Below are 15,210 nucleotides of genomic sequence, written 5' to 3'. Positions count from 1 at the left end.
ACATCCGCCCGGGCGCGTCATGATCAGCCCGTTCTCGCGTCTCTCGGGTGGGCCACCACTCGCGCCCGCGGGTGACGACCCGATCCGCCGACCGCACCCCACTGATCAGAAGGAGCCGCGTGCCCCCCGTGCGCACCGACCATGCCGCCGACGCGGCGCTCATCGAGCGCACCCGCCGGGGCGACTCCGCGGCGTACGGCGAGCTCTGGCAGCGGCATGCAGCCTCGGGCAGGACCGTCGCCCGCTCGTACAGCTCGCTCGATCCCGACGACCTCGTCGCCGAGTCGTTCACGCGCATCTACGACGCGATCCTCGCGGGCAAGGGCCCGACGGCCGCGTTCCGCCCGTATCTGTTCACGACCATCCGGAACACGGCCGCGAGCTGGGGCCGTGCACGCCACGAGACGAACCTCGAGACCCTCGAGTCGTTCGAGGACCCCGAGACGAGCGAGTCGGCGACCCTCGAGGCGCTCGACCGCTCGACGACGGCGCAGGCCTTCCGATCCTTGCCCACCAGGTGGCAGGAGGTGCTCTGGTACAGCGAGGTCGAGGGGATGACGCCGCAGCAGATCGCTCCGCTCGTCGGCATGAGCGCGAACTCGACGGCTGCGCTCGCGTACCGGGCGCGCGAGGGTCTCCGCCAGGCGTGGATCCAGGCGCACCTCAAGAACGCGACCGAGCCAGAGTGCCGCTGGACGATCGATCGGCTCGGCACGTACACCCGCGGCAAGCTGCGCGCCCGCGACACGGCGAAGCTCGAGGCCCATCTCGACGACTGCGCCCGCTGCACGATCGTGGCGGCCGAGGCCCGGGAGGTCGGTTCGCGCCTCGCGCTCGTGCTGCTGCCGCTCGCGGCCGGCATCGGCGGTGCGACCGCCTATTCGGCCTGGCTGTCCCAGGGCACGGCCGTCACGACCCTCGCCATGGGTGCCGGCGGCGTGGGCGCTGCAGGAGCCGGCGCCGCGTCGACCGGGACGGCGGGCGCGGCAAGCGCGGCCGGTTCCTCTGGTGCTGCGTCGTCGACGGGAGCCGCGGGCTCGGCCGGTGCCGCCGGCTCGGGGGTCGCGGTCGGCACGGGTGCCGCGATCGGCGCGGGGGCACTGGTGCTCGCCGCGGCGGCCGTCGCGATCGCCGTCATCGCACCGAGCCTGGTCGCGACGAACGATCCCGTCGCCGCTCCCGTGAACGACGCCGTCGGCGAGCCGCCGGCAGCCCCCGAGGCGGCCGAGGCGCCGGCCCCCGCCGCACCGCCCCCACCCGTCGACGAGTCGGCGCCGGTTCCGCCCGACGACGATGCCGTCGCGGACCCCGCCCCTGCGCCGGGCGACACCGAGGCGCGATCCACGCCGCCGGCTCCCGCACCGACACCGTCGCCCACGCCGGCCCCCACGCCGACGCCGACCCCCACGCCGACGCCCACGCCCACGCCGACGCCCACGCCGACGCCGATCGACACCGAGGCGCTGGCGCCCGAGGTCTTCGAACCGGACACCGGCGGCGGGCTCGTCGAGCCCGTCGTCTCGGGCACCGCCGAGCCCGGAGCGACGGTCACGGTGAGCGCCGGCGCCGGAGCCGCACGAATCGCGGCGACGTCTTCGACCGCGGGCGGCTGGCAGACCACCGCCGACGCCGATGGCGCCTGGTCGCTGACCCTCGACGGCGTGCCTGCAGGCGATTCCGTCTACCGCGCCGTGCAGGTCGACGTGGCGGGCAACCAGTCCGAACCGACCGAGTTCGCGGTGCACCTCGCGACGCCGCCGAGGCTCAAGCTCTTCGTCTGGAAGGGCATCCTCTGGCGCATCGACGTGAGCGACGGGATCGCGGGCGCCGACGCCGATCTCGTCGTCGACGGCTCGACGTGGCACACGTTCACGCTCGACCGACGCGGTTCGGCGCGCTTCCGGCTCGTCGACGACGCCGAGTCGCTCCGGTCGATGACCGTGCGCTACCGCGTCGGCGACCGAGTGGGTCCCGTCGGCCAGGCCACGTCCTCCCAGGACGAGCCGGTCACGGCCTCCCCGAGCGCCGGCTGAGGCCGCGCGCCCGGTAATCTGGGCGGATGACGACGGATGCCGCGCCAGAACGCCTGTACCACTGGGTCGTGACCCTGAGCTGCGTCGACGGACCGGGCATCGTGCACGCGATCTCAGGTGCCATCGTCGCCTCCGGCGGCAACATCACCGAGAGCCAGCAGTTCGCGAGCCTCGACACCGGCCGCTTCTTCATGCGGTTGCAGGTCGAGTCGCCGGCCACCCTTGCCGACTTCGAGGCCGCGCTCGCGCCGGTGACCGAGCGGTGGAGCATGCAGTGGCACCTCGACGAGGTCGGCCGGCCGCTGCGCACGCTCGTGCTCGCCTCGACGGCCGGGCACTGCGTCAACGACCTGCTGTTCCGCCAGCGTGCGGGGCAGCTGCCGGTCGAGATCCCGCTCGTGCTCTCGAACCACGGCACGCTGCGCGACCTCGTCGACTTCTACGGGGTCCCGTTCGAGTCGGCCGCGGTCACGAGCCCCGCCGAGAAGGCCGAGTTCGAGCGGCGCGTGCTCGCCGCGATCGACGAGCACGACATCGAGCTCGTCGTGCTCGCCCGGTACATGCAGATCCTCTCCCCCGAGCTGTGCGAGGCCCTCGCGGGCCGCTGCATCAACATCCACCATTCGTTCCTGCCGGGATTCAAGGGCGCGAACCCCTATCGGCAGGCCCACGCGCGCGGCGTGAAGCTCATCGGGGCGACGGCGCACTTCGTGACGAGCGACCTCGACGAGGGCCCGATCATCGAGCAGAACGTCGTGCGCGTCGACCACTCGCGATCCGTCGCCGAGCTCGTCGCGATCGGCCAGGACGAGGAGAGCCGCACCCTCAGCCAGGCGGTCAAGTGGTTCGCCGAGCGCCGCGTGCTGCTCGACGGCGCCCGCACCATCATCTTCCGCTGAGTCGCGCGGGTAGACTCGAGGGTTGTGAGCAACGCACCCCAGCCCGCGCAGTCCGCCCAGCCGAAGATCGGGCCGAACGACATCCTGCGGTTCTTCCTCGAGCTGTTCGCGATCGTCTCGCTCGGCATCTTCGGCTTCACCGCGTTCGCGCTGCCGTGGCCGGGCATCCTCGTCGGCATCGGCGCCCCCGCGCTGGCGATCCTGCTCTGGGGCCTGTTCCGCTCACCCAAGGCCGTCTTCCGGGTCGACCCGTTCGTGAAGGCGCTCGTCGAGATCGCCGTGTTCTCGTCGGCCGCGATCGCGTGGTGGATCATGGGCCAGCCCGTCGTCGCCGTCGTCTTCGCCGTGATCGCCGCAGTGAGCGGCATCATCAACGGGCGCAAGGAACTGGCGGGCTGACGACGCGACCCCGCTCCGCCTGCCGGGCGGGCGGGGTGCGTGGTCGCTGCCGAGCCTTCAGGCCTCCACGGCCGCCTCGGCATCGGGCTCCGCGCCGCCCGCCGTGCGGAAGTGCCCCACCACGCTGAGCAGCAGTCCGCCGACGGCCCACGCGGCGAGCACGAGCCACGGGAAGGTCGTGTCGGCCGCCGGGAAGTACGAGAGGTCGCGCACGAGCGTCGCGGCGGCGCCCGGCGGGAACCATTGGCCGATCTCGCCCCATGGCTCGGCGATGAACTCCTTCGGGATCGCCGCCGCCGAGATCGGGTTGGCGAACAGCAGCATGACGACGGGACCCACGGCGATGCCGGCCCGGCCGAAGAGGGCGACGAAGCCCGTGATCGGCGCCGCGATCGCTGCGAGGGCGAGTCCGATCGCGGCGGCGTTGAGCCAGTAGTCGCCCTGCAGCGCACCGAACCAGCCCTGCAGGATGCCGGCGAGCACGAGCCCGCCCGCGGCGGCGTAGACCACGACGGCGAGCACCCGGCGCATCGCGCCGATCACCGAGAGCGAGATGGCGATGCCGCCGAGCATGCCGCCGAGCACGAGCGGGAAGAGCGCGGCCGCGAGCCCCGTGCCGCGCGGGTCGGTGTCGGCGAGCGGTACGACATCGGTGACCGCGACGTCGATGTGCGGCGGCGCGGTCGGAGCACCGGCCGCCTCTGCGGCCGCCGCCGCCTGCGCGTTGACGCCCTCTTCGAGGTTCGTCGCGACCGTGCCGAGCAGTTGGGCGACGACGAGGCTCCCGGCCGACGTGGTGAGCACCTCTGGCGCCTGGCCGAGCACCACGGCGCCGTAGACCTCGCGGGTCTCGATCGCGCTGACGGCGGCATCACGGTCGTCGACCTCGACGAACGCGATCGCGCCCGGCTGCTGCTCGTCGACGGCCGCCTCGGCCGCATCGACGGCCTCGGCCGGGCCGGTGATCGCGATCGGCAGGTCCTTCGCCTCCGCCGTGACCGACGGCCACGAGAAGGCGAGCACGATGACCGCGACGACGGCGGCGAGGGCGAGGCCGAGTCCGACGACGCGTGCGATGGGGGTATGCCGGTTCACGGCATCGGCGTGGGGCATGGTTGGCGCCTCCTCAGGGCGAGCGGCCGTGGCGGCGGGCAGCGGCGTTCGGCCCGGCCGGCCCGCCTCATCGGCATCTATAAAACGAATGTTCGTTCTTTATAAGGATGCGCCCGCAGCCTATGCTTGTCAAGAACGTTCATTCTGTTTGCGACGAGGAGGCGACCATGCCGAAGGTCACCGCCGAGCATCGCGCCGCCCGCCGCGACGAGATCCTCGACGCCGCGCTGCGCGCCTTCTCGGAGAAGGGCTTCCAGCGCACCTCGATGGCCGACATCATCTCGGAGTCGGGCTTGTCGGCGGGCGCGATCTACGGGCACTTCACCGGCAAGCGCGACCTCGTCGCGGCCGTCGCCGCGCGAACGCTCGAGGCCCGTCGATCCGAGCTGCTCGCCCGCCGCGCCGACGACGGGCGCCCGCTCTCGCCCGGCGAGGTCATGGCGACGATCGTCGACGGCATGCGCCACGAGGGGTTCAGCCGCATCCTGCTGCAGCTCTGGGCCGAGGCCGCGATCGACCACGAGATCCGCGAACTCGTGCAGGGCGTGCTCGTGCGCCTGCGCGAGACGCTGCGCACCCAGCTCGTCGAGTGGGGCGAGGCCAATGCCGACCGCATCGACGGCGACCCCGAGGCATGGGCGGCTCGCCTCACGCCGGTGCTCATCGCCCTCGGGCCGGGCTTCGTCGTGCAACGGCAGCTCGTCGACGGCTTCGACGAGGATGCGTACCTCGCAGCCCTCCCCGAGGCCCTCCCCCACTGACCCGCGTCGGGCCCGTCACGGGCCGACGACGACGGATGCCTCGGAGCGACGCGCGCCCGAGGCATCCGTACTCGTGGAGCGGCGGTCAGATGCCCTGCCAGGCCGGCTTGTTCGCCCAGGCGTGCCGGTAGTAGTCGAGGTTGGCGAGCCGCGATGCGGCCGCGGCGTCGACGATCACCGTCGCGTGCGGGTGCAGCTGGATCGCCGATCCGGGCTGGCTCGCGGAGACCCCGCCCTCGACCGCGGCGGCGACCGCCTCGGCCTTGGCCTCGCCGAAGGCGAGGAGCACGAGATGCCGCGCCCGCAGGATCGTGCCGATCCCCTGCGTGATGCAGTGCATCGGCACGTCGTCGGGCGAGTCGAAGAACCGTGCGTTGTCGATGCGGGTCGGCTCGGTGAGCGTCTTCACGCGGGTGAGCGACGCGAGCGACGAACCCGGCTCGTTGAAGCCGATGTGGCCCGTGCGGCCGATGCCGAGGATCTGCAGGTCGACCCCGCCGGCCGCGGTGATCGCGGCCTCGTAGTCCGCGCCGGCGTGCTCGATCGTCGCCGGGTCGCCGTTCGGCACTCGCACGAGCTCGGGCGTGAGGCCGAGCGGTTCGACGACTTCGCGGGTGATGACGGCCCGATAGCTCTCGGGGTGGCCCGCCGGGAGCCCCACGTACTCGTCGAGCGCGAACCCGCGCACGCCCCGCACGTCGATCGACTCGGCCGAGATTCGCGCGGCGAGGGCACGATAGCTCGCGAGCGGGGTCGAACCGGTGGCGAGCCCGAGCACCGCATCGGGCTTCCGCCTGATGAGCGAGACGATCGCGTCGGCGACGAGCTCGCCGGCGGCCTCGTCGCTGTCGACGATTACGACTTCTGCCATTGCGCTACTCCAACCAGGGCAGCGCCCACTGCCGCTGCCGGGAAACCGAGGGGGATGACCTGGACCCGCTCAGCGAGATCCAGTGAGGCGAGGAACGCCGAGTCGGCGGCCCACTCGTTCAGGATACGGCGCGTGCCGACGACGAGCGGGTCGCCGAGCGCGGCGAGCCCCCCGCCGATGACGACGTCGTCGACGTCGGCGGTCAGCACGAGGAGCCGCACCGCGGCGGCGACGCCCCAGAGGAACCGCTCGCGCACCCGCACCGCCTCGGCGTCACCGGCCTCGGCCGCGTCGAAGAGTTCTCGGGCGGGCAGCTCGGCGAGCGTCGGCCAGGTTCTCGCGATCGCCGACCCCGACGCGAACGTCTCGAGGCAGCCGCGCTGCCCGCACCCGCACCGATCACCGGCCGGATCGACCGGGATGTGCCCGATCTCGCCGGCGACGCCGTGCCCGCCGCGCAGCAGGCGCCGGCCCTGCACGATGCCTGCGGCGAGACCGGTGCCGAGGTTCAGGTAGGCCATCGACCGTTCGCCGACGACGCCTGCGTCCGCCCGGTCGTCCGTGCGGCCGAGCAGGTGGTGGGCGCCGAGCGCCGCGGCCTTGACGTCGTTCTCGATGCGCACGTCGATGCCCAGCCGGTCGGCGAGCCGCGCGCCGAGGTCGAGGCCCTCGAGCCCGAGGTTCACGGCATGCGCGACCCGACCCGTCTCGTTGTCGACGGCTCCGGGGATGCCGATGCCGATCGAGGTGAAGGCGCCCGTGCCGAGCCCCGAGACCTCCGCCATGCGTTCGACGGTGCGCAGGGCGGTCTCGACCACCGCGTCGGCGCCGAACCCGGTCGGCATGCGCACCTGGTCGCTCAGTTCGCCGCCGTCGCCGATCGCCACTGCGGCGGTCTTCGTACCGCCGATGTCGATGCCGAGCCGCACGACGCCACCGAGGCTCACCGGGCCGCCAACGGCGCGAGTGCGCCGTCGACGAAGGCGAGCACCGCATCGCCGACCAGACGGGAGGCCCCGAAGGTCGCGACGTCCGCATAGGCGCGATCGTGCGACGGCCAGCCCATGTCGATCGTCACGACGTCGTCGCGCACGGCGCGGAGCGCGTCGATCGCGGCGCGGGCGAACACATGCCGGTGCAGGTCCTTGCCGACGACGAGCACCGAGCCGGAGAGGGCGGCGGGGTCGGCGAGTCCGGACCCCTCGGCGAGGGGGACGATCTCGGCACGGCTCAGCCACGACGGGCGCTCGGCGACCGCCTCGGCCGCGAACGGCCCCCACGGCGCGACGCCGATGGCGATGTTCGCCACCGTGTCGACGCGGATCACCGTGCCGATGCCCGACGTTCGCGAGAGGCGTTCGCTCGCGTCATCCGACACCTCGAACGCCCCGACCACGCGGGCGATCTCCTCGTCGTCGTGGGCGGGCTCGATCACGTCGGGCGCGGCGGGGCCCTCGGGGACCGCCGGGGCCGTGGCCCCGAGGGCACGCACCCGTGCCGCGGCGTCGCGAACCCGATCGACCGGGAGCCGGCCGGACGCGATCGCCTGTGCGACGGCGTCGACGATCTCGCTGATCTGGGCGTCGGTGTTGTCGGCGCCGATGCACAGCAGGTCGCAACCGGCGGCGAGGGCGCGCACAGCGGCTTCGGGTATGCCGTGCACGCCGCTCGCCCCCTTCATGTCGAGGGCGTCACTCACGATGACGCCCTCGAACCCCAGCTCCCCGCGGAGCAGGCCGTGCAGAATACGCGGGGAGAGGGTGGCCGGGTTCTCCGCATCGAGCTGCGGAATGAGGATGTGCGAGGTCATGATCGTGCGGGTGCCCGCCGCGATCGCCGCCTCGAACGGCGCGAGCTCGCGATCGCGCAGCGTCGCGAGCGGCACGTCGACGACCGGAAGCGCGAGGTGCGAGTCGGTCGCGGTGTCGCCGTGCCCGGGGAAGTGCTTGGCGCTCGCGGCGATGCCGGTCTGCTGCAGGCCCTCGACCCATGCGGCGCTGTGCCGCGAGACGAGCGCCGGGTCGGCGCCGAAGCTCCGCACGCCGATCACCGGGTTGTCGGGGTTGGCGTTCACGTCGACGTCGGGCCCGAAGGTCACCGTGCAGCCGGTCGCGGCGAGCGCACGACCCACCTCGGCCGCGACACGACGGGTGAGCTCGGGTTCGTCGATGCGGCCGAGCACGGCGTTGCCGGGGAACGGCGCCCCGCGGTCGTAGAAGAGCCGAGTGACATCGCCGCCCTCCTCGTCGATCGCGATGACGGCCTCGGGGTTCGCCTCGCGCAGGCTCGCGTTGAGCGCGCGCAACTGCTCGGGGTCGACGACGTTCTCGCCGAAGAGGCAGATGCCGCCGAGGCCGGCGCGCAGCCGGGCGAGCACCCACTCGGGGGCCACCGGCCCCACGAATGCGGGAAGCAGGGTCGTCAGGATGTCCCGGTGCAGCGCCACGGCATCACCGGTCTGAGTGGCGGCGCTCATCCCTTGACGGCTCCGGCCACGAGGCCGCCGACCATCCGCCGCTGCACGAACAGGAAGAAGATCACGACGGGCAGGGTGATGAGGGTCGAACCGGCCATGACGGCGCCCCAGTTGGTCGCCTCGGTCGCCGACTGGAACGAGTTCAGCCACGGCGGGAGGGTGAGGTTGTAGCCCTTGAGCAGGAGCAGGGCCATCAGGAACTCGTTCCAGCTCTGGATGAAGGCGAAGATGCCGGTCGAGACGAGCGCGGGCGCCATGAGCGGGAAGGTGACCTTCCAGAATGCCTGGGCCTTGGTGCAGCCGTCGATCATGGCCGCCTCCTCGAGCTCCTCGGGCACGCCCTTGACGAAGCCGCGCAGCGTCCAGATCGTGAACGGCACGACCGCGGCGAGGTGCACGATGAACAGGCCCAGCAGGGTGTTCATGAGGCGCCAGTCGTCGATCATGTTGTAGATCGTGAACATCATCGCCTCGCCCGGCACCATCTGCACGACGAGGACCGCGACGATGAAGAACACCCGGCCGCGGAACGCGAAGCGCGAGAGCGCGATCGACGCGAGGAAGGCGAAGACCGCGCCCACCACGACGACCGCGACGGCGACGATGATGCTGGAGCCGAGCGCGTGCGGGAAGTCGGTCTGGCCGGGCGCCGCCTCGCGGGTCCATGCCGTGACGTAGTTCTTGAACGTGAAGTCGAGCGGCAGCAGGCTCGGGTTGCGGCTGATGATCTGGTTCGAGGGGGTGAACGACATGTTCACCATCCAGTAGACCGGGAAGATCGAGCACACGATGATGACGAGTGCCCAGGCGTTGAGGCCGATGCGGCCGAACAGGCCCTTGCGGCGGCCGGCGCGCCGGCCGAGGCGGCCGCCGTCGCGGATCGTGGTGGCGGCGCGCGTGTCGGCCGCGACCGACCCGGGCTCTTCGGCGAGCTGCATTCCGGGACTGATGCTCACAGCTCTTCCTCGTCTTTCAGGGAGTTGCGGACGTTGAAGTAGGAGATGCTCATCAGCAGGATCATCATGAACACGCCGATCGCGGCGGTCGTGCCGAACTCGCCGATGCCCTGGCGGAACAGGTAGGTCGGCAGCACGTTCGTCTCGCTCGCGAGGCCGCCCTGCTGCTGCAGGGAGTACACCTGCGTGAAGATGCGCAGGTTCCAGATGGTCTCGAGCACGAGCACGGCGGTGATGACGTTGCGCATGTACGGCAGGATGATGAGCCGGAACCGCTGCCAGGCGCTCGCGCCGTCGAGCGACGACGCCTCGATGACCTCGTCGGGGACCTGGCCGAGGCCCGCGTAGAAGGTGATCGCGGCGAAGGGGATGCTCTGCCACGTGACGATGATGACGAGCACCATCATGAACGACCACGGGTTCTCGAGCCAGCCGTGGCCGCGCCAGTCCTGCGTGCCGGTGATCGTGTTGAGGGCCCAGTTGACGACGCCGTAGTCGGTGTCGAACATCCAGCCCCAGACGACGGTCGCGGCCAGCGGCGGCATCGCCCAGGCGAACAGCAGCGCGATCGAGACGGCGAGGCGCCAGGCCTTCGAGAGCTTCGTCAGGGTCAGCCCGATGAGCATGCCGAACACGACGATGAGCACGGTGAGCACGACCATGAGGCCGAGGCTGCGGGCGAGCACCTGGGGGAACTGCGAGTCGGTGAAGATCTCGAGGTAGTTGTCGAACCCGACGAAGTCGGGCGCCGTGCCGAGCATCTTGTTCTTGATCTCGAGGTTCGTGAACGAGGTGATGAACATCACGATCGTCGGGTAGACGACCATCACGATGAGGAGGGCGATGCTGGGGCCGAGCAGCGCCCAGGGCGCCCACGGCAGCGGCTTCTTCTTGCGGGCGCCTGCGGAGGAGCCCTTCGGGGGACGGGGTGGTCTGGTGGTCGGCGTGCGCGGCGCTGCGTCAGGCTCGGTGAGGGTTGCGCTCATGGCTGCTCCTCTGGGTGACCGCGAGGGGGACGCGGGTATGACTGATGGTACGACTCGCGGCACCGGCGCCGCTCGATCCGCTTCCGGCCGTGGCCGGGCAGAGGAGCGGGGGCGGAGCTGTGTGGGACTCCGCCCCCGCGGGGCTCAACAGGCTAGCTGTTGAGGATCTCCTCGATCTGCTTGTCGAGGTCGGCCGCGATGGTCGGCACGTCGCCACCCTGGGCGATCTTCACGAGCGCCTCCTGGATGATCTGCGAGGCCTCGACCTCGGCCCACTTCGGAGTGGTCGGGGTGACCTTCGAGTTCTCGAGCGCGGTGGCCTGGGCCTTCGCGATCGGGGTGTCGGGCAGCGACGACGCAGCCGCCGTCAGACCCGGGGTGAGGCCGCCCTCGGCGAGGAGCTTCTGGTAGCCCTCGCCCGCCATGATGTCGAGCGCGGCGCGAGCCTGCTCGGGGTTCGCGCTCTTCGTCGCGACGGCGATGTTCGAGCCACCGGCGAAGATCGGCGCGGTCTCACCGGCCGTGCCGCCCGGGAGCGGGAAGGCCTGGAGGTCCTTGCCGTAGGTGTCGGGGCAGCCGGGCGCCTCGGCGTCGGCCGGAGCCGTGATCGACCACTGCACCCACGCGGGTGCCGAGAGGAAGAGGACCTCACCGGCGCAGAACGGCACCTGCGGGTCGGTCTCGTCGCCGTCCTTCGGCGCGTTCGACGCCTTGAGGTAGACCTGCTGCAGCTGCGTCAGGCCCTCGATGCCGCCCTCGCTCGAGAAGCCGGCCTTCCACTCGTCGCCCTCCTGCTCGGCGATGAAGCCGCCGTGCTCCCAGACGTAGGGCAGCGCGTTGTACCAGTCGCGGCCCGGAGCCCAGATGCCCGAGACGGTGTCGGTCTTGCGAGCCTCGCCCGTCGCGACGTACTCGTCGAGCGTCGTGGGGAGGGCGGTGTCGCCGAGGACCTCGGGGCTGTAGAACACGATGCGGCCGCCGGCGTAGTACGGTGCGGCGTAGAGCTCGCCGTCGTAGGTCGCCGAGTCGACGAGGCCCGGCAGGTACGCCGAGCTGTCGAAGTCGTCGAGCGGGAGGAAGAGGCCCTGGTCGGCGAAGCTCGCCGTCTGGGTGTTCCCGACCTCGACCACGTCGGGCGAGTCGTTGGACTGGAGCGCGGCGGCGTAGGTGTCGCTCACGTCGGCCCAGGTCTTCTCCTCGACGTTGAGGGTCCAGCCCTTGTTCTCGGACTCGAAGGTGTCCTTGAGGTAGGCGCGGGCCTCCTTCGGGGTGTCGGTGCCGACGACCCAGACGGTGATCTCGCCGCCGTCGGCGGAACCGTTGTCGCCGCCACCGGTGCTGCAACCGGCGAGGGTCAGGGCAGCCGCGGCACCGAGGGCCACAATGCCGAGTTTCCTCATTTGTCGTTTCCTTTCATGGGGGTTGGGCTGGCAGCGGGGGTTCGCTGTCACCCTTGGTGCGTGGAGTCCCTCACGAGACCCCGAGTTGTCCGGAGAGGACCATGACGGCCGCGCCGCGGAGGACGACGTCCTCCGCCTGCTCGGACATCCGGAGCCTCAGATCACGGTTGAGCACCGCCATCGTCCGCTGCCGGAGGGTGTCGACGGTCGCGTCGTGGAACGGGCCGTCGAGCAGTTCGGCGGGGCCGCTGAGCACGACCTCCGTCAGATTCAGTGCGCCCACCACGGGCGCGAGCACGATGCCGAGCCGACGCCCGGCCTCGCGCAGGATCTCGTCGCGCGCGGCCTGCACGGCGGCGGGCTCGCCCGCGAGCGAGTCGAGCTGCTCGGTCAGTCGCGGAACGGCGAGCCAGGCTTCGAGGCATCCGTCCTTGCCGCACGCGCAGCGGGGGCCGCCGTCGGTACCGACCACGACATGGCCGATCTCGCCGGCCGCGAAGCCGCCGCCGATGACCGGGCGGCCGCCGACGATGAGGCCGGCGCCGACACCGTGGCCGATCTTGATGAGCAGGAGGTCGTCGAGCGGGGTCGCGCCGTGCTCGGCGAGCACGGCGACGTTCGCGTCGTTCGCGACGTGCACGGGCAGTTCGGTGCGGGCCGCCAGCCGGGCCTGCAGCGGCAGGTCGAACCACCCGAGGTTCGGCGCCGACCGCACGACGCCGAGCGGGTCGACGACACCGGGCGATCCGACGCCGATGCCGAGCACCGGCGCGGTCGCGAGGCCGAGCAGGCGCTCGACGATCGACTCGACGAGTTCGACGGCCTGCTCGCCGGTGGCGCCGGCGCGCTCGAGCGACACCCGCTCGAGGATGGTGCCGTCGAGGGCGGTCACGACGCCGTGGAACACCTCGTGCCCCGAGAGGTCGAGGCCGAGGATCTGGAACGCGGCGCGGTCGACGTCGATGATCGTCGCCGGCTTGCCGGGCCGGACGCCCTCGCGCGGGCCGAGCTCGACGACGAGGCCCTCGGCGATGAGCTCGGCGACGAGGTCGGAGACGGTGACCCGCGTCAGCCCGGTCTCACGTGCGACGTCGGCGCGGCTCTGGCCGCCCGCCGTGTAGAGGGTCTGCAGCACGAGTGCGCGGTTGTGGCTCCGGGCGTGCTCGGGCAGCACCTTGCTCGTGGGCCGCAGGGCGCGCGAGCGGGTGAAGATCGGCGCACCCGCGAACGGAACGGTGAGCAGGTCGGAAGCCGCCACCGAGGTGGTGTGCGTCGGCTCCGCGGTGACCGGGCCTCGCTGCGTTTCCGTTGCAGTCACGTTTGTTAGTAAACATTACGAACAAACCTCGCGCAAGTGTTCGCCCGGATTTTCTCGGCCCGTTACCGAGTTGTGACGGTCACCGGACGGGCGTCGCTCAGGCCGCCTGACGAGCGGGGGCGGATGCCTCGGCGCGGGCCTCGCTCGCGGCATCCAGACGGCCGCCGATGGCGCGCAGCGCCGCGAGGATCGTGACGAGGTCGACCACCTCCTGCAGCAGCGCGCCCACGGTCGCCGGAATCACGCCGAAGGCCGCGACGAGCATGAGCGCGACGCTCACGACGATGCCGATCCAGATGCTCTGCAGTGCGATCCGCACGGTGTCGCGGCCGATCTCGACGGCCTTCGCCGTGCGCGAGATGTCGTCGACGAGGATCACCGCCGACGCCGACTCGCTCGCCGCCGTCGCCCCCTTCGCGCCCATCGCGATGCCGACGTCGGCGGCGGCGAGCACCGGCGCGTCGTTGACGCCGTCGCCCACCATGATGACCGGCCGGGCGGCGATCGCGGCGACCTCGCGCACCTTGTCGGCCGGCAGGCACTCGGCGTGCACGCGCGAGATGCCGAGCTCGGCGGCGATGTGGTCGGCCGTCGCCTTCGCGTCGCCCGTGAGCATCATCGTGTCGTGCACGCCGAGCTCGTCGAGGCGCTCGAGGGTCGATCGCGCATTCTCGCGCAGCCGGTCGCTCGCGAGCAGCGCACCGCCGTACCGGCCGTCGACCGCGACGTAGACGGCGAGCTCGCCGGGGGCGATCGGCGTGCGCTCGGCCTCCGGCGCGTGCGCGCGGACGAACGCGAACTTGCCGACGACGACCTCGCGTCCGCCGATCGTCGCGACGACGCCGTTCGTCGCCTCCTCGCGCGCGGCATCGGCCTCGGCGAGCGCGAGCCCGCGTTCCCGAGCCGCGTCGATCATCGACGCGGCGAGCACGTGCGACGAGTACTGCTCGGCCGACGCGACGAGCGCCAGCAGCTCGTCGTCGCCGAGTCCGCCCGCCGGGCGGACGGCGACGAGCGTCGGCTCGCCGTGCGTGAGCGTGCCCGTCTTGTCGAACACGGCCGTCTTCGCTGCAGCGAGCGACTCGAGCACGCCGCCCGCCTTCACGATAACGCCGTTGCGTGCGGCGCGGCTCATGCCGCCGATGAATGCGACCGGCGCCGCGATGAGCAGCGGGCACGGGGTCGCGAGCACGAGCACCTCGGCGAACCGCACCGGATCGCCCGACAGCCACCAGGCGACGCCCGCGAGCGCGAGCGAGAACAGCGTGAACGGCACCGCGTACCGATCGGCGAGGCGCACGACGGGGGCCCTCGACTCGGCTGCGCCGGCGACGAGCGCGACGATCTGCTGGTACTGGCTGTCGGCGGCCGTCGCCGTCGCCCTGATCTCGACCGCCGACTGGCCGTTCACCGATCCGCTCAGCACTGCGTCGCCCGCGCGCTTCTCGACCGGCACGCTCTCGCCCGTGATCGACGACTCGTCGAACGCCGCCTCGTGCGAGCGCAGCTCGCCGTCGACCGGCACGATCTCGCTCGGGCGCACGAGCAGCACGTCGCCCGCGACGACCCGGTCGACCGGCACCTCGACGAGTTCGTCGCCCTCGAGCCGGTGCGCGAGCTGCGGCGACCGGGTCAGCAGGGCGTCGAGCTCGCGCTTCGCGCGGCGGTTGGCGTAGTCCTCGAGCGCCGCTCCCCCGGTGAGCATGAGCACGACGAGCAGTGCCGCCACGTACTCGCCGACGAGCACCGTCGCGACGATGGCGGTCACGGCGAGGATGTCGAGTCCCCAGTGCCCGCGCAGGATGTCGCGGACCATCAGCACCGCCTGCCACGCGGCGACGGCGAGCGCGTACGCGCTGAACAGCCATTGCACGGCGACGCCCGCTCCGGACAGCGCGAGCACGATGCCCACGAGTCCGATCGCGAGCGTGAGCGTGACGACCCAGTACTGGCGGGCGAGCTTCACGAGGCGAGCCATGCGTCCCATCCTCCCCCGTG

At 71.9% G+C, this 15,210-nt stretch carries 13 protein-coding genes; 4 read left to right on the top strand and 9 right to left on the bottom strand.

The window, feature by feature from the left end:
- Nucleotides 1–119: 119 nt before the first annotated feature.
- Genes ACFWGP_RS15150 through ACFWGP_RS15140 form a run of 3 tightly spaced genes read left to right on the top strand, consistent with a single transcriptional unit; the run spans nucleotide 120 to nucleotide 3,331 of the window.
- Nucleotides 120–2,033: a sigma-70 family RNA polymerase sigma factor gene (locus ACFWGP_RS15150; RefSeq protein ID WP_376931285.1), complete on the top strand. Its 1,914-nt coding sequence runs from the start codon at nucleotides 120–122 to the stop codon at nucleotides 2,031–2,033.
- 26 nt (nucleotides 2,034–2,059) lie between these two features.
- Nucleotides 2,060–2,932, top strand: a complete 873-nt coding sequence (gene purU / locus ACFWGP_RS15145; protein WP_376931284.1) for a formyltetrahydrofolate deformylase — start codon at nucleotides 2,060–2,062, stop codon at nucleotides 2,930–2,932.
- 24 nt (nucleotides 2,933–2,956) lie between these two features.
- Nucleotides 2,957–3,331 (top strand): YrdB family protein, encoded by a 375-nt coding sequence (locus tag ACFWGP_RS15140; RefSeq protein WP_231430189.1) that lies wholly within the window; start codon nucleotides 2,957–2,959, stop codon nucleotides 3,329–3,331.
- A gap of 57 nt (nucleotides 3,332–3,388) precedes the next feature.
- On the opposite strand, the gene ACFWGP_RS15135 is transcribed toward ACFWGP_RS15140, so the two are convergent.
- Entirely contained in the window at nucleotides 3,389–4,444 is a 1,056-nt protein-coding gene (locus tag ACFWGP_RS15135) for a hypothetical protein (protein ID WP_231430188.1), read from the bottom strand.
- A 167-nt stretch (nucleotides 4,445–4,611) separates the two neighbouring features.
- On the opposite strand from ACFWGP_RS15135, the gene ACFWGP_RS15130 reads away from it, so the two are divergent.
- Entirely contained in the window at nucleotides 4,612–5,205 is a 594-nt protein-coding gene (locus tag ACFWGP_RS15130; protein WP_275505504.1) for a TetR/AcrR family transcriptional regulator, read from the top strand.
- Between the two features lie 85 nt (nucleotides 5,206–5,290).
- Here the strand turns inward: ACFWGP_RS15130 and nagB are convergent, their stop codons facing one another.
- The 8 genes from nagB to ACFWGP_RS15090 all read right to left on the bottom strand — a co-directional run bounded on the left by nagB (nucleotide 5,291) and on the right by ACFWGP_RS15090 (nucleotide 15,190).
- Complete coding sequence (nagB, locus tag ACFWGP_RS15125) at nucleotides 5,291–6,076, bottom strand: glucosamine-6-phosphate deaminase (protein ID WP_231430186.1); 786 nt, start codon at nucleotides 6,074–6,076, stop codon at nucleotides 5,291–5,293.
- Nucleotides 6,061–7,023 (bottom strand): ROK family protein, encoded by a 963-nt coding sequence (locus ACFWGP_RS15120; RefSeq protein WP_231430185.1) that lies wholly within the window; start codon nucleotides 7,021–7,023, stop codon nucleotides 6,061–6,063. The genes nagB and ACFWGP_RS15120 overlap by 16 nt, the downstream gene beginning before the upstream one ends.
- Entirely contained in the window at nucleotides 7,020–8,552 is a 1,533-nt protein-coding gene (locus ACFWGP_RS15115) for a glycoside hydrolase family 3 protein (RefSeq protein WP_376931283.1), read from the bottom strand. The genes ACFWGP_RS15120 and ACFWGP_RS15115 overlap by 4 nt, the downstream gene beginning before the upstream one ends.
- The gene (locus tag ACFWGP_RS15110; protein WP_231430183.1) at nucleotides 8,549–9,508 is read right to left on the bottom strand and encodes a carbohydrate ABC transporter permease; all 960 of its coding nucleotides are present in this window, start codon (nucleotides 9,506–9,508) and stop codon (nucleotides 8,549–8,551) included. Before ACFWGP_RS15110 ends, ACFWGP_RS15115 begins: the two co-directional genes overlap by 4 nt.
- The gene (locus tag ACFWGP_RS15105) at nucleotides 9,505–10,494 is read right to left on the bottom strand and encodes a carbohydrate ABC transporter permease (RefSeq protein ID WP_231430182.1); all 990 of its coding nucleotides are present in this window, start codon (nucleotides 10,492–10,494) and stop codon (nucleotides 9,505–9,507) included. Before ACFWGP_RS15105 ends, ACFWGP_RS15110 begins: the two co-directional genes overlap by 4 nt.
- Before the next feature lie 152 nt (nucleotides 10,495–10,646).
- Nucleotides 10,647–11,894 (bottom strand): extracellular solute-binding protein, encoded by a 1,248-nt coding sequence (locus ACFWGP_RS15100; RefSeq protein ID WP_231430181.1) that lies wholly within the window; start codon nucleotides 11,892–11,894, stop codon nucleotides 10,647–10,649.
- 70 nt (nucleotides 11,895–11,964) lie between these two features.
- Nucleotides 11,965–13,137, bottom strand: a complete 1,173-nt coding sequence (locus ACFWGP_RS15095) for an ROK family protein (protein WP_376931458.1) — start codon at nucleotides 13,135–13,137, stop codon at nucleotides 11,965–11,967.
- A gap of 172 nt (nucleotides 13,138–13,309) precedes the next feature.
- Nucleotides 13,310–15,190, bottom strand: a complete 1,881-nt coding sequence (locus ACFWGP_RS15090) for a heavy metal translocating P-type ATPase (RefSeq protein WP_376931282.1) — start codon at nucleotides 15,188–15,190, stop codon at nucleotides 13,310–13,312.
- Nucleotides 15,191–15,210: the final 20 nt, after the last annotated feature.

This window comes from Agromyces sp. NPDC127015, from assembly GCF_042725165.1.
GTDB classification, from domain to species: domain Bacteria; phylum Actinomycetota; class Actinomycetes; order Actinomycetales; family Microbacteriaceae; genus Agromyces; species Agromyces chromiiresistens.
Note: the sequence above shows the minus strand (reverse complement) of the source record. Positions and strands in the feature narration are given on the sequence as shown.